Origin of the sequence: Pseudomonas sp. PAMC 26793 (assembly GCF_000313235.1) — a bacterium.
GTDB classification, from domain to species: domain Bacteria; phylum Pseudomonadota; class Gammaproteobacteria; order Pseudomonadales; family Pseudomonadaceae; genus Aquipseudomonas; species Aquipseudomonas yamanorum.
The window spans coordinates 1-21,150 of the sequence record NZ_AMXG01000017.1 but is presented as its reverse complement, the minus strand read 5'-3'; the positions used below and the strand labels follow the sequence as shown (position 1 = coordinate 21,150).

The 21,150-nt window shown below is 58.5% G+C and carries 21 protein-coding genes, 1 tRNA gene and 3 pseudogenes; 15 read left to right on the top strand and 10 right to left on the bottom strand.

Annotated elements, in window-relative coordinates; translation table 11 throughout:
• Window positions 1–102: 102 nt before the first annotated feature.
• Genes murI through hemA form a run of 5 tightly spaced genes read right to left on the bottom strand, consistent with a single transcriptional unit; the run spans window position 103 to window position 4,838 of the window.
• Entirely contained in the window at window positions 103–897 is a 795-nt protein-coding gene (gene murI, locus D109_RS0105230; RefSeq protein ID WP_017475989.1) for a glutamate racemase, read from the bottom strand.
• Entirely contained in the window at window positions 890–1,645 is a 756-nt protein-coding gene (locus tag D109_RS0105225; protein ID WP_026077792.1) for a molybdopterin-synthase adenylyltransferase MoeB, read from the bottom strand. The genes murI and D109_RS0105225 overlap by 8 nt, the downstream gene beginning before the upstream one ends.
• Window positions 1,642–2,469, bottom strand: a complete 828-nt coding sequence (prmC, locus tag D109_RS0105220; RefSeq protein ID WP_017475987.1) for a peptide chain release factor N(5)-glutamine methyltransferase — start codon at window positions 2,467–2,469, stop codon at window positions 1,642–1,644. The genes D109_RS0105225 and prmC overlap by 4 nt, the downstream gene beginning before the upstream one ends.
• A complete protein-coding gene (prfA, locus tag D109_RS0105215; protein ID WP_003208405.1) occupies window positions 2,470–3,552 on the bottom strand; it encodes a peptide chain release factor 1 in 1,083 nt (360 codons plus the stop codon). It abuts the gene before it with no gap.
• A complete protein-coding gene (gene hemA / locus D109_RS0105210) occupies window positions 3,549–4,838 on the bottom strand; it encodes a glutamyl-tRNA reductase (protein ID WP_026077791.1) in 1,290 nt (429 codons plus the stop codon). The genes prfA and hemA overlap by 4 nt, the downstream gene beginning before the upstream one ends.
• A 303-nt stretch (window positions 4,839–5,141) precedes the next feature.
• Here hemA and D109_RS0105205 point away from each other — a divergent pair, with 303 nt between their 5' ends.
• From D109_RS0105205 to D109_RS1000000135205, 13 genes and pseudogenes are all read left to right on the top strand, one after another.
• Complete coding sequence (locus D109_RS0105205) at window positions 5,142–6,866, top strand: tetratricopeptide repeat protein (protein ID WP_026077790.1); 1,725 nt, start codon at window positions 5,142–5,144, stop codon at window positions 6,864–6,866.
• Between the two features lie 4 nt (window positions 6,867–6,870).
• Complete coding sequence (gene lolB / locus D109_RS0105200; RefSeq protein ID WP_017475983.1) at window positions 6,871–7,488, top strand: lipoprotein insertase outer membrane protein LolB; 618 nt, start codon at window positions 6,871–6,873, stop codon at window positions 7,486–7,488.
• Window position 7,489: 1 nt separating this feature from the next.
• The gene (gene ispE, locus D109_RS0105195; RefSeq protein WP_017475982.1) at window positions 7,490–8,341 is read left to right on the top strand and encodes a 4-(cytidine 5'-diphospho)-2-C-methyl-D-erythritol kinase; all 852 of its coding nucleotides are present in this window, start codon (window positions 7,490–7,492) and stop codon (window positions 8,339–8,341) included.
• Window positions 8,342–8,377: 36 nt separating this feature from the next.
• A tRNA-Gln gene (locus D109_RS0105190) sits at window positions 8,378–8,452 on the top strand.
• Window positions 8,453–8,497: 45 nt separating this feature from the next.
• Window positions 8,498–9,439, top strand: a complete 942-nt coding sequence (locus D109_RS0105185) for a ribose-phosphate pyrophosphokinase (RefSeq protein WP_003208392.1) — start codon at window positions 8,498–8,500, stop codon at window positions 9,437–9,439.
• Window positions 9,440–9,577: 138 nt separating this feature from the next.
• The gene (locus tag D109_RS0105180) at window positions 9,578–10,177 is read left to right on the top strand and encodes a 50S ribosomal protein L25/general stress protein Ctc (RefSeq protein ID WP_017475980.1); all 600 of its coding nucleotides are present in this window, start codon (window positions 9,578–9,580) and stop codon (window positions 10,175–10,177) included.
• Window positions 10,178–10,342: 165 nt separating this feature from the next.
• The gene (gene pth / locus D109_RS0105175) at window positions 10,343–10,927 is read left to right on the top strand and encodes an aminoacyl-tRNA hydrolase (RefSeq protein WP_017475979.1); all 585 of its coding nucleotides are present in this window, start codon (window positions 10,343–10,345) and stop codon (window positions 10,925–10,927) included.
• A gap of 23 nt (window positions 10,928–10,950) precedes the next feature.
• Window positions 10,951–12,051 (top strand): redox-regulated ATPase YchF, encoded by a 1,101-nt coding sequence (ychF, locus tag D109_RS0105170; protein ID WP_017475978.1) that lies wholly within the window; start codon window positions 10,951–10,953, stop codon window positions 12,049–12,051.
• Between the two features lie 420 nt (window positions 12,052–12,471).
• Entirely contained in the window at window positions 12,472–13,395 is a 924-nt protein-coding gene (locus D109_RS0105165; protein ID WP_017475977.1) for a sigma-54-dependent Fis family transcriptional regulator, read from the top strand.
• Between the two features lie 183 nt (window positions 13,396–13,578).
• A complete protein-coding gene (locus D109_RS0105160) occupies window positions 13,579–13,755 on the top strand; it encodes a hypothetical protein (protein WP_017475976.1) in 177 nt (58 codons plus the stop codon).
• 62 nt (window positions 13,756–13,817) lie between these two features.
• Window positions 13,818–14,192: an EscI/YscI/HrpB family type III secretion system inner rod protein gene (locus D109_RS1000000134830; RefSeq protein WP_017475975.1), complete on the top strand. Its 375-nt coding sequence runs from the start codon at window positions 13,818–13,820 to the stop codon at window positions 14,190–14,192.
• Window positions 14,193–14,198: 6 nt separating this feature from the next.
• Complete coding sequence (gene sctJ / locus D109_RS0105150; protein WP_017475974.1) at window positions 14,199–14,978, top strand: type III secretion system inner membrane ring lipoprotein SctJ; 780 nt, start codon at window positions 14,199–14,201, stop codon at window positions 14,976–14,978.
• 325 nt (window positions 14,979–15,303) lie between these two features.
• Window positions 15,304–15,492 (top strand): annotated as a pseudogene (locus D109_RS1000000135205) (hypothetical protein); the annotation flags it as partial.
• On the opposite strand, the pseudogene D109_RS1000000134825 reads toward D109_RS1000000135205, so the two are convergent.
• The 4 genes and pseudogenes from D109_RS1000000134825 to sctW all read right to left on the bottom strand — a co-directional run.
• A pseudogene (locus D109_RS1000000134825) lies at window positions 15,481–15,741 on the bottom strand (transcriptional regulator); the annotation flags it as partial. The pseudogenes D109_RS1000000135205 and D109_RS1000000134825 sit on opposite strands and share 12 nt — an antisense overlap.
• 5 nt (window positions 15,742–15,746) lie before the next feature.
• Window positions 15,747–15,950, bottom strand: coding sequence for an HrpT family type III secretion system protein (gene hrpT, locus D109_RS1000000134820; protein ID WP_026077788.1), 204 nt, complete (start codon window positions 15,948–15,950; stop codon window positions 15,747–15,749).
• A gap of 115 nt (window positions 15,951–16,065) precedes the next feature.
• Window positions 16,066–17,166 (bottom strand): annotated as a pseudogene (locus D109_RS01000000131725) (FHIPEP family type III secretion protein); the annotation flags it as partial.
• The gene (gene sctW, locus D109_RS0105125) at window positions 17,163–18,257 is read right to left on the bottom strand and encodes a type III secretion system gatekeeper subunit SctW (RefSeq protein WP_017475970.1); all 1,095 of its coding nucleotides are present in this window, start codon (window positions 18,255–18,257) and stop codon (window positions 17,163–17,165) included. The pseudogene D109_RS01000000131725 and the gene sctW, both read right to left, overlap by 4 nt.
• A 264-nt stretch (window positions 18,258–18,521) precedes the next feature.
• Between sctW and D109_RS0105120 the strand changes: the two genes are divergently transcribed.
• The gene (locus D109_RS0105120; protein ID WP_017475969.1) at window positions 18,522–19,073 is read left to right on the top strand and encodes an RNA polymerase sigma factor; all 552 of its coding nucleotides are present in this window, start codon (window positions 18,522–18,524) and stop codon (window positions 19,071–19,073) included.
• A 108-nt stretch (window positions 19,074–19,181) separates the two neighbouring features.
• Here the strand turns inward: D109_RS0105120 and D109_RS0105115 are convergent, their stop codons facing one another.
• The gene (locus tag D109_RS0105115) at window positions 19,182–20,399 is read right to left on the bottom strand and encodes an MFS transporter (protein ID WP_017475968.1); all 1,218 of its coding nucleotides are present in this window, start codon (window positions 20,397–20,399) and stop codon (window positions 19,182–19,184) included.
• 427 nt (window positions 20,400–20,826) lie between these two features.
• Here D109_RS0105115 and D109_RS0105110 point away from each other — a divergent pair, with 427 nt between their 5' ends.
• On the top strand, window positions 20,827–21,147 hold the full coding sequence (locus D109_RS0105110; RefSeq protein ID WP_017475967.1) for a DUF6124 family protein: 321 nt from the start codon (window positions 20,827–20,829) through the stop codon (window positions 21,145–21,147).
• Window positions 21,148–21,150 lie beyond the last annotated feature (3 nt).

The window sequence follows — 21,150 nt, the reverse complement described above, 5'->3', positions numbered from 1 at the left end:
CCTTTACGAACGAAGTTGTATGATTTTGTACAAGCTAACTTGCTATAGAAGTCGCCGTTTATGCAGAAGTTCAGTCAGTAATTCGGTTATTTCACGAATTTTTCACAGGCCAAAGCTACGCACAACGCCGGGAAAATTCCATAGGGTGGGTAGGATTTTTCTTAGGTGCACTGGATCGCCGCTGGTCCAGAACTGTGCCGGCACGGGACTGCCAGTGGCCAGCAGTTCGCGATCACTCAACAGACGTTGCAACTGACGCGCTACGGCCGCGCCCGTGTCGATCAGAATAATCGTCGGCGGGAGCATCTCGGCGAGCAACGGCTTGAGAAAGGGGTAGTGGGTACAGCCGAGGATGATGGTGTCGCAACCGGCAGCGATCAGCGGTTCGACATACCCCTGCAACAGTTGGCGCAAGGCCGGGCTGCCCAAATCGCCGGTCTCGATCAGTTCCACCAGGCCCGGGCACGGCTGGGTGATCACCCGCACATCGGTGGCGAAGCGGTCGAGCAAGGCGGCGAACTTGGCGCTTTGCAGGGTGCCGGTAGTCGCGAGCACTCCGACCACCCCACTGCGGGTCGCGGCGGCGGCGGGTTTGACCGCAGGCTCCATACCTACCAGCGGCCAGTCGGGATAGTCCTGGCGCAAGTCGGCGACTGCGGCAACAGTCGCCGTGTTGCAGGCAATCACAAAGGCTTTGGCGCCCTTCTCCCGGAAAAACTCGGCCACCCGTCGCGAGCGCTCAAGGATGAAGGCCGGGGTTTTCTCGCCGTAGGGAATGTGCCCGCAATCCGCCACGTACAGCAGCGATTCGTGGGGCAGCAGCCGCTGGATTTCGTCCAGCACCGACAGGCCGCCGACGCCGGAGTCGAACACACCAATCGGCGCGTCCTTAACCATGGTGGCTGCCGCAGACGCTGCAACCGGGGTCACGCTTGACCCGCAGCTCGCGAAAACGCGTGGTCAGAGCGTCGATCAACAACAGCCGCCCCACCAGCGGCTCGCCGAAACCGGCCAGCAATTTCAAGGCTTCCAGGGCTTGCAGGCTGCCGACCAGGCCCACCAACGGGCCGATGACACCGGCTTCGCTGCAGGTCAGTTCGGTTTCGCTGCCGTGCCCGTATAAACAGTGGTAGCACGGGCTTTCGGCGCGCCGTGGGTCGAACACCGACAGCTGGCCTTCGAGGCGAATCGCCGCGCCGCTGACCAGAGGCTTGCCGGCGGCGACACAGGCAGCGTTGACTGCTTCGCGGGTGGAGAAGTTGTCGCTGCAATCGAGCACCACATCGACCGCCGCCACGGCAGCCGCGAGGGAATCAACATCCAGCGCACTGCGATGGGCGACCAACTGTATTTCAGGATTGATCGCACTCAGGCGGCGAATCGCCGAATCGACCTTGCTCAGGCCGACGCTGTCGGTGTCATGGATGATCTGGCGTTGCAGGTTGGTCAGGTCGACCGTGTCGAAATCCGCCAAATGCAGCTCACCCACACCCGCCGCCGCCAGATACAGCGCCACCGGCGAACCAAGGCCACCGAGCCCGACGATCAGCGCGCGGCTGTTTTTCAGGCGCAACTGGCCTTCGATGTCGACATGCTGCAACAGAATCTGTCGGCTATAGCGCAACAGCTCCTGATCATTCATCACGGCCGGCGCCCCAAGGTGATGCGCTCATGGCCACCGAGGTCGATGCGGCTGTGGACATCTTCGAAGCCTTCGCCCAGCAGCAGGTCGCGCACGGCGGGCGCCTGGTCGTAACCGTGTTCCAGCAACAACCAGCCCGCGGCGTCGAGGTACGCAGGCGCCTGGGCGATGATCAGCCGCAAATCGTCCAGGCCGTCATGCCCGGCCACCAGCGCGCTGGCCGGCTCAAAGCGCACATCCCCCGCCACCAGGTGCGGATCGGTATCGGCTATATAAGGCGGGTTGCTGATGATCAGGTTGTAAGTGCGACCTTCAAGGGCGCTGAACCAATGGCTGTTCAGCACCGTGGCGTTATTCAGGTGCAGGCGCTGGCGGTTGCGTTCGGCCAGGGCCACGGCTTCCAGCACGCGGTCGACGGCAGTGACTTGCCAGGCCGGGCGTTCGCTGGCCAGGGCCAGGGCAATTGCGCCGCTGCCGGTGCCCAGGTCGAGGACCTTGGCCGGTATGGCAGGCAGCAATTCGAGGGCGGCTTCCACCAGCATCTCGGTTTCCGGACGCGGGATCAGCGTGTGCGGCGCCACTTCCAGATCGAGCTTCCAGAAGCCTTGCTGGCCGAGGATGTAGGCCACAGGCTCGCCGGTGCGGCGGCGTTGCAGGTAGTCGGCAAAGGTCAGTGCATCTTCGCTGCTGACGATTTTTTCCGGCCAGGTGTGCAGGTAGCTGCGGGACTTGCCCAAGGCAGCGGCCAGCAACAATTCCACGTCCAGGCGCGCAGTGGGCGAGTCCGGCAGGTCGGCGGCGCGTAACAGGCTGGCGATAATGGTCATTTATTCACCTATCGCCGCGAGCTGGTCGGCCTGGTATTCGGCCAACAATGGCTCGATTACCGCATCAACGCCACCGGCAAGGATTTCGTCCAAAGAGTACAGCGTCAGGTTGACGCGGTGGTCGGTGACCCGGCCCTGGGCAAAGTTGTAGGTACGGATACGCTCGGACCGGTCGCCCGAACCCACCAGCAATTTACGCTCGCTGGCAATCGCGTTGGCGGCGGCGCTGGTCTGCTGGTCATTGAGCTTGGCCGACAGCCAGGACATGGCCCGCGCACGGTTCTTGTGCTGGGAACGTTCTTCCTGGCACTCCACCACGATGCCCGAAGGCAAGTGAGTGATACGGATCGCCGAGTCGGTCTTGTTCACGTGCTGACCACCGGCGCCCGATGAGCGGTAGGTGTCGACCCGCAGGTCTGCCGGGTTGATCTCGATGGCTTCCTGCTCGTCCGGCTCGGGCAACACGGCCACGGTGCACGCCGAGGTGTGGATGCGGCCCTGGGATTCCGTTGCCGGAACCCGCTGCACGCGGTGCACGCCCGACTCGAACTTCAGCTTACCGTAGACATTCTCGCCTTCAACCCGGGCGATGACTTCTTTATAGCCGCCGTGTTCGCCCTCGTTCTCGGACAAAATCTCGACCCGCCAGCCTCGACGTTCGGCATACCGCGAGTACATGCGGAACAGGTCGCCGGAGAAAATCGCCGCCTCGTCACCGCCGGTGCCGGCGCGGATTTCGAGGAACACGTTGCGCCCGTCGTTAGGGTCCTTTGGCAGCAGCATGCGCTGCAGGTCGCCTTCCAGTTCGATCAGCTTGTCCTTGGCTTCTCGCACTTCTTCAACGGCCATTTCGCGCATGTCCGGGTCGCTGTCCTTGAGCAGCGCCTGGGCGCCCTCGAGGTCAGCTTGAACCTTGAGCAACTGTTTATAGGTGCCCACGATCGGCTCAACTTCCGCGTATTCCTTGGAATAGGTGCGGAACTTGGTCTGATCGGAGATGACCTCGCCGTCGCCGAGCAGGGCGGTCAGTTCTTCGAAACGGTCCTGAAGGACGTCCAGTTTATTGAGCAGTGACGCTTTCATTGCGGTTTTTTATCCGAAGAGCTTTCTGTCGCGCCCTCACCGAGGGCAAAGAGTTCCTGGGCCATGGCCAGCGCATCGAGGCGGCCTTCGGCGGTAAGCTTTTTCAACTGAACACTGGGGGCGTGCAGCAATTTGTTGGTCAGGCCGCGCGCCAGTTGCATCAGTACATCTTCGGCGCTGCTGCCATTGGCGAGCATACGCTGGGCCTTTATCAATTCCTCGTCCCGCAAGCGTTCGCCTTGCTGACGGTAAGCCTTGAGCACGTCCACTGCCGCCAGTTCACGCAGGCGCACCATGAATTCGTCGGCACCGGTGCTGACCATCTCTTCGGCGGCCTGGGCTGCACCCTGGCGACTCTTGAGGTTTTCGGCCACCACTTCGTGCAGGTCGTCAACGCTGTAGAGGTAAACGTCGTCCAACTCGCCGACTTCAGGCTCGATATCCCGGGGAACGGCGATATCCACCATGAAAATCGGCTTGTGTTTGCGCAGTTTCAGCGCGCTTTCCACCGCGCCCTTGCCAAGGATCGGCAGCTGGCTGGCGGTGGAACTGATGACGATATCGCTGCGCACCAGTTCGGCCGGGATATCCGAGAGCAGTACGGCATGGGCACCGAACTGCTCGGCGAGAATGCTGGCGCGCTCCAGGGTACGGTTGGCGACGACGATGCGCTTTACCCCCAGTTCATGCAGATGGCGGGCGACCAGGGTGATGGTCTCGCCGGCGCCGATCAGCAGGGCCTGGCTGCGTTGCAAGTCACTGAAAATCTGTTTGGCCAGGCTGACGGCGGCAAACGCCACGGATACCGGGTTTTCACCGATGGCGGTGTCGGTGCGCACCTGCTTGGCGGAATTGAAGGTGGCCTGGAACAGGCGCCCCAGCAGCGGACCGATAGTGCCGGCCTCGCGGGCCACGGCGTAGGCCGACTTCATCTGGCCGAGGATCTGCGGTTCGCCCAACACCAGCGAATCGAGCCCGGAGGCGACGCGCATCATGTGACGAACTGCCGCATCCTCTTCGTGCACATATGAGCTTTGGCGCAGCTCATCAAGGCTCAAATGGTGGTAATCGGCCAGCCAACGCAGCACCCCATCCGCGGAAAGATGTTCCTGCTCTATATAGAGCTCACTGCGATTGCAGGTCGAAAGGATCGCAGCTTCGCGACTGTCGGTGAGCCGGCAGAGCTGCTGCAAGGCCTCAACCAACTGCTCGGGAGTAAAAGCCACGCGCTCGCGGACGTCTACAGAAGCAGTCTTGTGGTTAATACCGAGTGCAAGGAAGGCCATTCAATATCGCTGATGATGTCGGGAAGCCGACAATTGTCCTACTTCGAATGATTCAGAACAACCACCGTAGTCTATTGTCCTAATGCCTTGTGTCTATAAAGGCATCCTGTAGGAGCGAGCTTGCTCGCGAAAAACCCTCAGCCAACGCGTCAATCCAGAATGAACGCGTTATCGTTGACGATCTTCGCGAGCAAGCTCGCTCCTACAGGGAAAGCAATAAGCGTATTACGGGCGCCCCGGTTATGTTTGGCCGAAGGCTTGTGTCATGATGATCCGACCGCAGGTTAGTCGTCCTCCTCCTATATGAATAGATCTTCCGCGTTGCTCCTTGCTTTTGTCTTTCTCAGCGGCTGCCAGGCCATGGCACCCGTGTCGCCGGACGGTACGCCGCCGGTAGAAGACAGCACCCCCGCCCCTGAAAAGCCCAAGGTTTATTCCTCGTTCAGTGAAGAAACGATCTTCAGCCTGCTGAGCGCGGAGCTGGCCGGCCAGCGCAATCGTTTCGACATTGCCCTGGATAACTACGTGACCCAGGCCATCAATACTCAGGATCCGGGGATTTCCGAGCGCGCGTTTCGTATCGCCGAGTACCTGGGCGCCGATCAGGCCGCCCTGGACACCTCGCTGATCTGGGCGAAAAACGCCCCGGACGATCTCGAGGCGCAACGGGCAGCCGCCATCCAACTGGCCCGCGCCGGGCGCTATGACGACTCCATGGTGTATATGGAGAAAGTCCTGCAGGGCAAGGGCGACACGCATTTCGACTTCCTCGCGCTGTCGGCCGCCGACACCGATCAGGACACCCGCAACGGCCTGATGAAGAGTTTCGACCGCCTGCTGCAAAAACACCCGAACAACAGCCAGCTGATTTTCGGCAAGGCGCTGTTGCTGCAACAGGATGATGAATCCGAGGCCGCCTTGAAACTGCTGGAGCAGCATCCACCGGAAGACGGCGAGATAGCGCCAATCCTGCTGCGCGCCCGCCTGCTGCAGAACCTCAACCGCGGCAAGGAAGCGATTCCGCTGCTGGAAAAAAGCATCAAGAAGTACCCGGGCGACAAACGCCTGCTGCTGACCTATGCCCGCATGCTGGTTGAACAGGACCGCATGGAAGACGCCAAGGTGCAATTCGCCAACCTCGTGCAGCAATACCCGGACGATGACGAACTGCGCTACTCCCTGGCGCTGGTGTGCCTGGAAGCCAAGGCATGGGATGAGGCCAAGGGCTACCTGGAAGACTTGATCGCCCGCGAAAGCCACGTTGATTCGGCGCACCTGAACCTGGGCCGCATCGCTGAAGAGCGTAACGACCCGCAGGCCGCATTGCTTGAGTACGCCCAGGTCGGCCCAGGCAATGATTACCTGCCGGCGCAACTGCGCCAGGCCGATATCCTGATGAGCAACGGTCGCACCGACGAGGCCGAAAAACGCCTGGCCGCCGCACGGGAGGCCGAGCCGGACTACGCGATCCAGCTGTACCTGATCCAGGCCGAGACGTTGTCGGCCAACAAGCAAGGCGATCGCGCCTGGAAAATCCTCCAGCAAGCCTTGCTGCAATACCCGGACGACCTGAATCTGCTGTACACCCGCGCCATGCAGGCGGAAAAACGCAATGACCTGGCGCAGATGGAAAAAGACCTGCGCCTGATCATCAAGCGCGATCCGGACAACGCCATGGCACTGAACGCCCTGGGTTACACCTTGTCCGACCGTACAACGCGTTACGCCGAAGCCAAGGAGTTGATTGAAAAGGCTCACCAGCTGAACCCGGAAGACCCGGCCGTACTCGACAGCCTCGGCTGGGTGAATTACCGCCTGGGTAACCTGGACGAAGCCGAACGGCTGCTGCGCCAGGCACTGGAGCGCTTCCCCGACCAGGAAGTGGCCGCACACCTGGGCGAAGTGCTCTGGGCCAACGGCAAGCAGCGTGAAGCGCGACAAATCTGGGAGAAGTTCCTCAAGGAACAGCCCGAAAGCCCAATCCTGCGCAGTACCATCAAGCGCCTGACCGGATCCGAGACCCTTTAATTTTATGTTTTTGCGCCACGTCATCGTTTTCAGCTTTATCGCCCTGCTCGCCGGCTGTTCAGGCCTTGGCACCCGTGAATCTGTCGAAGGCCCGGGCAACCCCGCGCAATGGCAGCAGCACAAGGATCAACTGAGCAGCCTTGACGGCTGGCAGATCGAGGGCAAGGTCGGCATTCGCGCCCCGAAAGATTCAGGCAGCGGCACCTTGTTCTGGCTGCAACGCCAGGACTATTACGACATTCGCCTGTCCGGCCCGCTGGGCCGCGGTGCGGCACGCCTGACCGGCCGACCGGGGCAAGTCAGCCTGGAAGTGGCCAATCAGGGCCGCTTTGAGGCGCCGACGCCGGAAGCCCTGCTGGAAGAACAGATGGGCTGGAAACTCCCCGTATCGCACCTGGTGTGGTGGGTACGCGGTCTTCCGGCGCCAGACAGCAAGAGCCGCCTGAGCCTCAATGGCGACAGCCGCCTGGCTACGCTGGAACAGGATGGCTGGCAGGTAGAGTACCTGAGCTATGTGCAACAGAACGGTTACTGGCTGCCTGAGCGTATCAAGCTGCATGGCACCGACCTTGACGTCACGCTGGTGATCAAGGACTGGCAACCGCGCAAGCTGGGGCAGTGAGATGACAGCGCAACGTCTGACCCTGCCCTCTCCGGCCAAACTGAATTTGATGCTGCACATTCTCGGTCGTCGTGAAGACGGCTATCACGAGCTGCAGACTATTTTTCAATTTCTCGACTACGGCGATGAGCTGACCTTCGCCGTTCGCCATGACGGCGTGATTCGACTGCACACCGAATTCGAAGGCGTGCCTCACGACAGCAACCTGATTGTGAAGGCCGCGAAAAAACTCCAGGAACAATCCGGTTGCCCATTGGGCATCGACATCTGGATCGAAAAAATCTTGCCCATGGGCGGCGGCATCGGTGGCGGCAGCTCGAATGCCGCAACGACATTGCTCGGCCTGAATCACTTGTGGCAGCTGGGTTGGGACCACGATCGCCTGGCGGCGCTGGGCCTGACACTGGGCGCGGACGTCCCGGTTTTCGTGCGTGGGCACGCCGCTTTTGCCGAAGGCGTGGGGGAGAAACTCACCCCTGTAGACCCCGAAGAGCCGTGGTATGTCGTGCTTGTTCCGCAAGTATCTGTAAGTACAGCAGAAATTTTTTCAGATCCACTGTTGACACGTAACTCTCCTCCCATTAAAGTGCGCCCCGTTCCCAAGGGAAACAGTCGAAATGACTGCTTACCGGTTGTAGCAAGGCGTTATCCAGATGTACGTAACGCATTGAATTTGTTAGGTAAATTTACCGAAGCAAAATTAACCGGAACTGGAAGTTGTGTGTTTGGGGGCTTCCCAAACAAAGCTGAAGCTGATAAAGTCTCGGCCCTTCTTACAGAGACCCTTACAGGGTTTGTAGCAAAGGGAAGCAACGTTTCGATGTTGCATCGCAAGCTGCAAAGTCTGCTCTAAAGGAACCGAGTACTGGGTACTCGTTGCAACAGATACAGGGGCGTCGCCAAGCGGTAAGGCAGCAGGTTTTGATCCTGCCATGCGTTGGTTCGAATCCAGCCGCCCCTGCCATTTTCTATACTCATCCAGGTTACCCTCAGCCTCTAGGTACTGCGCGTGTCCAAGATGATGGTCTTTACGGGGAATGCTAACCCCGATCTGGCTCGGCGTGTTGTACGTCAGCTGCATATCCCTCTCGGTGACATCTCTGTCGGTAAATTCTCCGACGGCGAAATTACAGCCGAGATCAATGAGAACGTTCGCGGTAAAGACGTCTTCATTATTCAGCCGACTTGCGCTCCGACCAACGATAACCTGATGGAACTCGTCGTGATGGCTGATGCCTTCCGCCGCTCCTCAGCGACTCGAATCACAGCTGTAATCCCTTACTTTGGTTATGCCCGTCAGGATCGCCGTCCGCGTTCCGCACGTGTAGCTATCAGCGCGAAAGTCGTTGCTGACATGCTGACCGTGGTAGGCATCGACCGTGTTCTCACGGTTGACCTGCACGCTGACCAAATCCAGGGGTTCTTCGATATTCCGGTAGATAACATCTACGGCTCCCCCGTCCTGGTGGATGACATCGAAGACCAGCGCTTTGAAAACCTGATGATAGTGTCCCCGGACATTGGTGGCGTCGTGCGTGCACGGGCTGTTGCCAAATCCCTGGGCGTGGACCTCGGGATCATCGACAAACGCCGCGAGAAAGCCAATCACTCTGAAGTGATGCATATCATCGGTGATGTCGAAGGGCGTACCTGTATTCTGGTTGATGACATGGTCGACACCGCCGGCACCCTGTGCCATGCGGCGAAAGCCTTGAAAGAGCACGGTGCAGCAAAAGTCTTCGCCTACTGCACACACCCTGTGCTGTCGGGCCGAGCGATCGAGAACATCGAGAACTCAATGCTGGACGAACTGGTGGTGACTAACACCATCCCGTTGTCCGCTGCCGCTCAAGCCTGTTCGCGTATCCGTCAACTGGATATCGCACCGGTAGTTGCCGAGGCGGTTCGCCGCATCAGCAACGAAGAATCGATCAGCGCGATGTTCCGTTAAGGGTCAAACCTTAGCTGCATCAACCTGACGAAAAGCGCCCCGCCCCAGCATTCTGTTGGGGCGGGGCTTTTTTGCCCATATCGCCTTTAGCGCTGGTCGCAAACGCTAGGGCGAATGTGGTTATTTTGGAGATACAACATGAACGAATTTACTTTGAATGCTGAACTGCGTTCCGACCTGGGGAAAGGTGCGAGCCGCCGCCTGCGTCGTCTCGCAAGCCTGGTTCCAGCTGTAGTTTACGGTGGCGAAAAAGCCCCTGAATCCATCAGCATGCTGGCTAAAGAAATCGCCAAACTGCTCGAAAACGACGCGGCCTACAGCCACATCATCGAGCTGAACGTGGGTGGCAAGAAGCAGAACGTCATCATCAAGGCACTGCAACGTCACCCAGCCAAGGGCCACGTACTGCACGCTGACTTCATTCGCGTTGTAGCCGGTCAAAAACTGACCGCTATCGTGCCTGTGCACTTTGTTGGTGAAGAAGCTCCTGTCAAGAAAGGCGGCGAAATCTCGCACGTTGTAGCCGAGATCGAAGTGACCTGCCTGCCGAAAGACCTGCCTGAGTTCATCGAAGTCGACCTGTCGGCTGCTGAAATCGGCGACATCATCCACCTGTCCGACCTCAAGGCCCCTAAAGGCGTTGAGTTTGTTGCACTGGCTCACGGTGATGACAAAGCTGTTGCAAACGTACACGCTCCACGCGTTGCACCAGAAGCTGAAGAAGGCGCTGCAGAGTAATTCACTCTGTAATGCCGGAGCTTGAGGAAACATCGCGGACCGGAACGTAGCGAGAAAGCGGGCGAGAATGCGAAGTTGGCCTCTAACGGTTAATAAGCTTTTGTCGTCCACTTTCGCCGCACCCACGGCGATGTTATCCACAACTCCAAAGGAAGGGCCCCTGTCGTGACTGCCATTAAACTGATCGTTGGCCTGGGAAATCCAGGCGCCGAATACGAACAGACCCGGCATAACGCGGGGGCCCTTTTTGTTGAGCGCATCGCCCACGCACAAGGTGTAAACCTTACGGCCGATCGCAAATATTTCGGCCTGACCGGACGCTTTTCGCATCAGGGTCAGGATGTTCGTCTGTTGATTCCCACCACCTACATGAACCGCAGCGGCCAGGCTGTCGCGGCGCTTGCGGGCTTCTTCCGGATCAAACCCGAAGAAATCCTGGTGGCCCATGACGAACTTGACCTGCCACCCGGCGTTGCCAAGCTCAAGCAAGGCGGCGGCCATGGCGGGCATAATGGCCTGCGGGACATCATCGCGCAGTTGGGCAATCAGAATACGTTTTACCGCTTGCGGCTTGGCATCGGCCACCCGGGCGTTGCCAGTATGGTTTCAAATTTCGTCCTGGGTCGTGCGCCACGCGCCGAACAGGAAAAACTCGATGCCAGCATCGATTTTGCCCTCGGCGTGCTGCCGGATATCTTCGCCGGTGAATGGAACCGTGCGATGAAAAACCTGCACAGCCAGAAGGCCTGACTCTTTACCCGAGGGGAAACACCATGGGATTCAATTGCGGCATCGTCGGCCTACCTAACGTCGGCAAGTCCACCCTGTTCAACGCCCTGACCAAATCCGGGATTGCGGCGGAGAACTTCCCCTTCTGCACCATCGAGCCGAACACCGGTATCGTGCCGATGCCCGATACACGCCTGGACGCCCTGGCGGCCATCGTGAATCCAAAGCGCATCCTGCCGACCACCATGGAGTTCGTCGACATCGCAGGCCTGGTTGCCGGCGCGTCGAAAGGTGAAGGCCTGGGCAACAAGTTCCTCGCCAACATCCGTGAGACTGATGCTATCGCGCACGTGGTCCGCTGCTTCGAAGACGAGAACGTGATTCACGTCTCCAACAGCGTAGACCCGAAACGCGACATCGAGATCATCGACCTGGAACTGATCTTCGCCGACCTCGACAGCTGCGAGAAGCAGCTGCAAAAAGTGACGCGTAACGCCAAGGGCGGCGACAAGGACGCAGTGGTCCAGAAGGCCCTGCTGGAGCAGTTGATTGCCCACTTCACCCTGGGCAAGCCGGCACGCAGCCTGATGAAGAGCATGAGCGCCGACGAAAAGGCCGTGATCAAGGGCTTCCACCTGCTGACCACCAAGCCTGTGATGTACATCGCCAACGTGGCTGAAGACGGTTTCGAGAACAACCCGCTGCTCGACGTGGTCATGGCCATTGCCGAAGAAGAAGGCGCGATGGTCGTACCGGTCTGCAACAAGATCGAAGCGGAAATCGCCGAGCTGGAAGACGGCGAAGAGAAAGACATGTTCCTCGAGGCCCTGGGCCTGGAAGAGCCTGGCCTGAACCGCGTGATCCGCGCCGGCTACGAAATGCTGCACCTGCAGACCTACTTCACCGCCGGTGTTGAAGAAGTCCGCGCCTGGACCGTCAAGGTCGGTGCCACTGCCCCGCAAGCGGCTGGCGTGATCCACACCGACTTCGAAAAAGGCTTCATCCGCGCCGAAGTCATCGCCTACAACGACTTCATCCAGTTCAAGGGTGAAGCCGGTGCCAAGGAAGCCGGTAAATGGCGCCTGGAAGGCAAGGAATACATCGTCAAGGATGGCGACGTGATGCACTTCCGTTTCAACGTGTAAGCGTCACCTGCGGCCCGTGCCGCAAATAAAAAGCCGATGCCCTGCATCGGCTTTTTTGTGGGCAACACTTTTGCATTGAACAACCAGGCAGTACGACACATTCGTTAACTTTATACATTAAAAAACAAAAACACTTACAAAACCAATAACCCATCACTTGGCGACAAAAAACCTTCAGATTCCAAAATTCCCCAACCACTTTAGGATTTATCCTTTACACAATGAGAAATCAAACTAACAAAACGAGTTGCCTTCTTTTTACTCTGCCCCACCCTTAATCTTTTCTATAGGCTGAGCGCCGCCTCTTGACCTCTTGCCCAAGATGACAAAGCAGCTGTTTTCCGATTTACTTCCTGGCATTCGAAAGGACTAACAAAGTCTAACAACAGTGATGCGACCCAATATTGGAGCAACAACAATATGCCGGCCTCCTATCACAATGAGGATGTAACAGACTCACCCCTTACCGAATACCCCGCCATTGAAGCCACTATCCATAATACCGCCACACTTAATATCGATATGCTACTACTGGGGGAAACCGGGACCGGTAAAGACACCTTGGCACAACGCATACATCTGCTGTCCCGCCGAAAGGGCAACTTTGTTGCCGTCAACTGCGCCGCGATACCGGAGAGCCTGGCTGAAAGCCAATTGTTTGGGGTCAACAGCGGCGCCTATACCGGTGCGATGCAATCCCGGGCAGGGTTCGTCGAAGCCGCCCACCTGGGCACCTTGTACCTCGATGAAATTGACAGCATGCCCCTCAACCTGCAGGCCAAGCTGCTGCGAGTGCTGGAGTGCCGGGGCGTTGAACGCCTGGGCTCCACGCGGTTTATTCCGGTGGATATGCGAGTCATCGCCTCCGCACAGCAATCACTGCATGAAATGGTCGAACAGGGAGCGTTCAGGCGCGACCTGTATTTTCGCCTGAACGTTGTGGATATCCAGCTGCCGCCCCTGCGGGAACGCCGCGAGCGGATTGTGCCATTGTTCCTGAACATGATTCGCGAAGAATCAGAGTACTTTAAGTGCCCGGCACCCTCGCCCTCCAGTGCACTGCTGCAACGGTTGCTGTGCCATCCCTGGCCGGGCAACGTGCGTGAACTGCGCTCGGCGGCCAAACGTTTTGTATTGGGCCTGCCACCGCTTTCAGAGTCGGTGGCGGGCCATCAAAAGACAGAAACCTGCCTCAAGGGCCAGCTGCAGCAAATCGAGAAAACCCTGATTGAAGAGTCGCTTCGCCGTCACGGTCAATGTGTTGATGGCGTGGCCGTTGAACTGGGGGTTGCAAAACGCACGCTCTATTACCGCATGAAGCAACTGGATATATCACTAGCCTAGTGCCCGGTGCAGCGAGAAATATTCAGATACAGCGGCCCTTCTGAAATGTGGAACGCCACCGTCGCTACAACCACACAAGCTACGGGCCTTGCTAGAGCTAACGTGAACGCCCAACAAAGGTGCGTACACATCAAGTACGGCCACGAGTACATTCCTTTTCATTCGAAATAATGGAGTAACTATATGTCCACTATCGGTGGTACCGCCCAGACCAATACCTATCCGTCTCAGGGCTACGGCAGCGGTGAAAACGAAGACCTCAAGCAGTTAAGAATAAAAGAAGCCCGAGCGTCGATCATGGACGGTATCGAGGCTTTAAAAATTACCGAAAAGAAAAAAAACATTGAAGCAATTCGCTAACCAACAGACCGCCCTGCCTTTAGGCAGGTGCGGTTTTTTTATTTCGGCCCAAGGAGCTTTGTATGCAGACAGAAAATGATGTTTCGTTAGAAAGCACCAGAGTTACTACAACTTCCTGGATTCAGCCAGCCTCCACCCCCTCACAAAAAACTCAAGATGCACATTTTTTCGAATCAGAGATGGAGCACTCGATACGTGCCTTTAATACCGCCGCGCCAACGAACATCTCGAATATCCTGACAGATGCATCAGCCTTGCTGGTCAAGTCGACAAACCGTATGAGCAGAGGCCTGAAAGCCTTTAACTCCAGCAACAACGAAAAAGAAAAACTTAACTACTCCACCGAGCTCTCAAACACGATGTTGTTAACTCAGATACTTACGAAGTGTGCGGGAAAAACCGCACAGTGCGTCGAAAAAATCAGCAACCTGCAGTAGGTAAAAATGATCCGTCCCCTGTCCACCGGGCTCATCGTATTCCTGACACTCATGCTTAATGGCTGTGGCGAAAGCGTCGAACTTCATCGCCAGCTCTCCGAACAAGAAGCCAACGAAGTCATCGCAGAATTGGCAGACAAACACATACGCGCGCAAAAGATCCCCGCCAAAGACGGTGTTGTTGTGCGGGTCAAAAACGCCGACATCAGCCGAGCCGTACGCACACTGGAGGCCGTCGGGTTGCCCAGAGTTGCCCGCACCACCATGGGCGATACCTTTCGCAAGGAAGGCGTTATCTCCACCCCACTTGAAGAACGCGCCCGCTATATTTATGCCTTGTCTCAAGAGCTGGAAGCCACCTTGTCAAACATAGACGGAGTGATTGTGGCTCGAGTACACGTTGTACTGCCTGAACGCATAGCACCCGGGGAACCGGTACAGCCCGCGTCCGCGTCGGTATTCATCAAACATGACCCGCGGCTGGACCCCGACAATATCCGGGCGCGTGTCCGCAGGATGGTCGCAAGCAGCATCCCCGGTATGACCACCGCTGTGGATAACTCACAAAAGCTCACAGTGGTCTTTGTACCGGCAACGGCCTATCAGGAGCAGCAGCGCCTGAGCTACTTGGGGCCCTTCCTAATTCCAGAAAGCGACCAGAGTTTTTGGCGAACCAGCATCCTGTTGTCACTGGCAGGCTTCGTTCTCGCGATCATCGCGGCAGCGTTCTTGCGTAAACAGCGTCGGCAAACCGCACTTGCGCCGGCCCAGCCGCCAAATGACTGAACACTTGAACTGGGTACAGTGGTGGGCCTTCCCCTGGAGGTCTGCACATGCGGACTGGAACGTCGCCGACACGTATCGCGCTCTGGACGCACTCTGTCGCAGCAATCACGCCTTGGCGAGCACAACACTGGGTATCCCGCCATGCCTGCCCGCCACACCCCACGTCACGGTGCTTCGACTGGCCCTCGCATCAAAAGCGCAGCTCGAACTGATGCTGGCGCTGCTGAGTGACACCTGCCATCGCCCGATTGACGGGGTGTTGAGCGAAAACCAGCACCTGTGGTGCCTGAGCCTATCGAAGGCACTGAATCCAAACACGGTACGGGAGCGCTTCACCGCAGAGAGCTTGATCATCGAACGCATGACCCGGGCGATGCTGCTGAGCGGGCCGCAGTTCCTCGGGATTCAGGAGAGCAAGTCGATCCTCAGCTGGCTTGAATTCAATCAGCCGGAGCTGGTGCAGGAACTGCAACGCATCATGCCGCTTTCACGTTTTTCGGCAGATCACCAGCGCGCCCTTGGCGTCCAGGTAGACAAAGCACCCGTCGAACGCCAGCGCATGTTCAAAGCGCCGTTCAAGCACGTGCTGCAACTGCCCGGCCTGTAAGGCCTCGGGTGCTATCTGCAAGGCCAGGCCCCGTTGGGTGCCAGCCTTGATGGGGAGCAGGGTAATACCTGGAGAGAGGGGCAGGTGAGCGTCATTGCCGCTCACCAGCTGGTCCAGGAAAACCTGGCGATGTTGATAATCGTCGGGTAATCCCATGGGGTTCACCGCTCCAGGGATATGGTCTGATAATCCGAGCGTTCGCCGGCAGGGCCGGGTTCTACGCGCATCTGTGGCGGCCACCAGACCACCATTTTATTGGCGCTGGATTGCGGACGTGAGCAGGAGTCGCCCTTGCACGTTGGCGTGCAACCTACGATGAGCAGTGCGAGGCCAATCAAGGTGACGCAGGAGAGGGGGCGTTTCATTGTGGGTTGCTCCGGGCTGGCGTGAGCAGGGAGGGGCGGGGCACGCTGATGTGCTCATCTTTGATGACAGGACGCATGGCGATAAACACTTCAGCCTCTTCACCCGGCTTGCCGGGAACTGCAAAAGATAAGGCCGCGACGGATCAAAGCCCCGCAGGTCTTCTTCACCGTTGTCTTGCGGGGCGACCGCATCGGCGCCCGCTTGCTCCGGCTGCTCGCGCTTCTGGCGCTGGCGCACCAGGAAGTAACCCAGGGAACCGGTGATCAGCGAAATGAGGATAAACACCACCGTCGGCATCCCCGGAAGCGCCGCAAAGGCGAGCATGCCGACCGAGGCGATGATCCAGCTCTTGGGTTCGCTGGTCATTTGCCGGGCGATCTCGGCGCCCATGTTGTTGGCGCCCTTGTTACGCCCGGACGGCGCCACGCGGGTGATGATCATGCCCGCGGTCAAGGAAATCAGCAGCGCGGGAATCTGCGCAATCAGGCCATCACCGATGGTCAGTACCGAGTACAGCGCCATGGAATCGCTGGCGCTCATGCCGTGCTGGAACATGCCGGTGGAGAAACCGCCCAGCAAGTTGATCACCACGATAATCAGCCCGGCGATGGCGTCGCCCTTGACGAATTTCATGGCCCCGTCCATGGCCCCGAACAGCTGACTCTCGCGGGATAATTGCTCGCGTTTGTCCCGGGCCTGTTCGCCATCGATCAGACCGGCACGCAAATCACTGTCGATGGACATTTGCTTGCCGGGCATGGCATCCAGGCTGAACCGCGCCGCCACTTCAGCGACACGCTCCGAACCTTTGGTAATCACCAGGAAGTTGACGATGGTCAGGATCATGAAGATCACCAACCCGACCGCCAGATTGCCGCCCACCACGAAGTTGCCGAAAGCCTCGACGATATCGCCGGCATCCTGCTCCAGCAGGATCAATCGCGTGGTGGCAATCGAGAGGGCCAGGCGAAACATGGTGGTCAGCAACAGGATCGACGGAAACGAAGAAAACGCCAGCGGCCCCGGCAGGTACAACGCCAGTACGATCAACAGGCACGAGATACAGATATTCAGGGCAATCAGGATATCCACCAGCCAGGTGGGCAGCGGCACAATAAAGATAAACACAATGGCCATGATGACCACTGCGCCCATGACTTCGGCACGTTGTGCAACCTTCAGCAGCACACCATTGATGGCCCGTAACGCACTCATGTATCGGGGCCCTGCGGGGCCATACCCTGCCGGGTCCCGCGCTCGGTGCGTGCGTATTCGTCCATCACCAGCAAAAAGCTGTTCAGGCAGTCCTCACGCCCCCTGTTATCACGCCACACGGCGAGCGGCAGGCTCTTGAGCATCGGATAAACGCTGTTGAGTGAAATCAACTGGTTGAGTACATCGACACCGCACAATTCAACGGCCAGGCGCTGGATCTCGGCAGCCGCAATCCCGGTGTTGGAGTAACCCAGCAAGCGTTGGAGCAGGGCCACTGCGTCCCGTGTCACCTCGGGGTAGGTGAGGGCCAGGCGCTCAATCAGGTCCCGGCAATTGCACAAGATGCCACCCAGTTGATCGCAGCCACGCAACCCCACCAGTAGCGTGAGCAATTTGGCCGAGGCGATCGACGGCGTCAGCGCCGCAATGTCGTCGGCCAGGGCGCGACGCATCAGCTTCAGCCCCTGGCCAAGGTCTTCGCCGCCGAACAGCCCCAACAGCGCCTGCAGCATTGTTGCCAGGGACTGGCGGGTGACCACGCTGGCGTAATACACGCTGCGCACCGCCTGGCGCAGTTGAGGGTCATCACTGCTGGCCTGCAACGCCAGCGCAATGTTCAGGCCCGCCTGGATCTGCGGCTTGAAGCGCATCTCCAGTTTCACCAACGCCTCGCGAGCCAGTTTCGCCTCGTTGCTGCGCACTTCGGCATCGGCCTGCGTGACGACGTGCTGGAGCACCACGTAGGCCCGGGCCGGGTCATTGCCGGTGATCGCCACAAGCTTATCGACGCTGGCGTTTATCAACAATTGAACCCTGACACTGCGCGCAATGGTCGCCAGGGATGCCTGAGCCGGATGCCCCAAGTGATCATAGACTAGCGCCAGTTGCTCCACTGGCATGACGCGCAACCCTATCTGCCGCCGGCCAAGCGCGCGGCTGTTGAGCTCGACCTCTTGGTTGAACATCGCACCGAGGTCATCGCCGATCGGCGGGGTGTTCGCCTGGGAAGGTGGCCGGTTATCAACCCTTGCAGGCGCAGGCTGATCCAGGCTCTGGGGCTTTTGCACATCAACGTGGGGATCGACTTTCATGGGGAATGCCAGGACAGGGAGATTCGTGTCCTTGTGTGGAGGGCAAACCCATTACGGTTCCATCTTGCCGGCAATTCAGAGGCTTATGAAAAAACCGGCACAAACCTGTGGGGGTTTGTGCAAAGCCTTGCATGAAAAGGCATCAAAACAAGATATTTAATTATATATATCAACAAGTTATAAATATTTATCGCTTGGCACAGGCAGTGCTAAGGGGGTTCCCGTCGAAATTATTTCGATCGTGTCTACCCTGAGGAAAAATTCATGGATATCCCAGTCGATGTTCTAGTTCACCTTACACCTGACCCGCACCGCGCCATCCAGAACCTGTCGGAAGACCACCACAAGAAACTCCGCCGCTTCATTCATAAACGCGTACTGAACCCGGAAGACGCAGACGATATTCTGCAACTGACGTACCTGGAGGCCTGGCGTAACCGGGACCGCTTCGGCGGCCAGGCCACCCTCAGCACGTGGATGTGCGGGATTGCCCAAAACCTGATCCGCAATCACTTCCGGCGCCTGTATGCCAAACCGGTGCATTGCGAGTTCGATGAAGCGCTGTGGCATGGGCAGGAAGACCACAACAACCTGGACTGGCAGTTCGAGGTCAACCGCAGGCTCGAAAGAACCCTGCGGGCGATTACCCACTTGCCGCCGGAAATGCGTAAAACCCTGTACGCCTCGCTGGAAACCGACGGCAGCTACCAGGACACCGCCGACGCCATGGACATCCCTATCGGCACCGTGCGCTCACGCTTGTCCCGGGCGCGGGAACAGTTGAAGCGAGCCACCTACAACCCGCTACAACCGTAAATCAGGGCACCGGCATGACGCCGCCCCCCTTTGCAGGAGCAGTTGATTTACCCGTTTGACGCAAGCGTTGGGCAGCAGGGATATCTGCCCGACTCGATTGGCGTGGAATCAGACTTTTTTGGTACGCGGCAACAGAATCGCCAACACCCCGAACAACGGCAGGAACGAGCACAGCGTATACACGTACTCGATGCCGTGGATGTCAGCCAGGTGCCCCAGCAGCGCCGCACCAATCCCGCCAAAACCGAACATCAACCCGAAGAACACCCCGGCGATCATCCCCACATTGCCCGGCACCAACTCTTGCGCATACACCACAATCGCCGAGAACGCCGAGGCCAGGATAAAGCCGATCACCACGCTCAGAATGCTGGTCCAGAACAAGTCCACATGGGGCAGCAGCAAGGTGAACGGTGCAACGCCAAGAATCGAAAACCAGATCACCGCCTTACGGCCAATCTTGTCGCCAATCGGCCCGCCAAAGAACGTACCCGCCGCCACTGCGCCGAGGAACAGGAACAGATGCAACTGGGAACTGGCCACCGACAGGTCGAACTTCTCGATCAGGTAGAAGGTGAAGTAACTGGTGAAACTGGCCATGTAGAAGTACTTGGAAAACACCAGCAGGCCCAGCACCACCAACGCACTCAGCACCCGGCCCTTGGACAGGCCATGGGTGGCCGCCTGGCCTTGCTTGAGCTTGAACAGGTTCAAGTGGTGCGCATACCAGCGGCTGATCGCATACAGCACAAACAACGCAAACACCGCGAACAGACCAAACCAGGCCACATTACCCTGGCCGAACGGAATGATGATCGCCGCCGCCAGCAACGGGCCGAACGCCGAGCCTGCGTTACCGCCCACCTGGAAGGTCGACTGCGCCAGCCCATAACGCCCGCCGGAAGCCAGGCGCGCCACGCGGGACGCTTCCGGGTGGAAGGTCGACGAGCCGATCCCGATCAAGCCTGCTGCCAGCAGAATCAACGGGAAGCTGCCCACCTGGGACATCATCAAGATGCCCACCAGGGTGCAGATCATCCCGCAGGGCAGCAGGTAGGGCTTGGGATGGCGGTCGGTGTAATAACCCACCCACGGTTGCAGCAGGGACGCGGTGAGCTGGAACGTAAGAGTGATCAGACCGACCTGAGTGAACGTCAGGCCATAATTGGCCTTGAGCATCGGGTAGATCGAAGGCAGTACCGACTGGATCAAGTCATTGATCAAATGCGCCAGCGCCACCGCGCCGATTACACGCATCACCAACGGGCTGGTTTGCCCGGCGGCAGGCGCCGTAGCCACGGAGGGCTGGGAATTGCTCAGAGCCATGGGAGGTTTTCCGTACAGCAGATGGATGCACAGGTGCAGGTGCGACAATGTGCCACTTTTGGGTGCAGGAAGGCTATCCCGTTAGCAGGCTAACGAGTAGGTGAATCGATGCAGCGGTCATGGCTTGTAAAGGGCCAGCAAGATGAATCCCTTTAATTTGCGGGACGTTTCCTAGAGAATCTTTCGGCCTTGTGCCTGGGGGAGTCGGTGACTAGTCTTCGGTCCGTCGCTGGTTTTCAGTGATCGGGTTTAGCAGCCTGAACTCAATAGGCACACGCTTTACGCCCCAGTTTATGGTGGCTGTGCGTGGGGCACCTTCGGGTGCGCCGGTTTTCCTATTGACTGGTCTGCTAACCCGCGTACAGCCGCCACCCTTCTCGTTTAGCAGCGACGGTGGCAGCTTCTTCAGGTCAATAGGAGCTACACCATGTTCAAGATCGTCCCCGATCCACCCCGTGACCAAGCCAAAGACCGCGCCGCCTTCAACCGAGCGCTCGACCACTACCTGCCCACCGACCCGCCGCAACCCTCGACAAATTTCTACGCCATCAGCGACGAAATCAGCTTCGAAGACTCCCTGCTCTACACCGCCGACCTGCTGCACAGCGCCTCGGCCACCGCGCTCGACTTTGGCGAACAACTGCAAAGCCCCGAGCGCGCCAAAGTGCTTGCCGTGTGGCACCTGCTGGAAATGGCCAAAGCCATGGTCGACCGCTCGATAGAGTGCCTGCACCCGCGCAAAACCTGACGA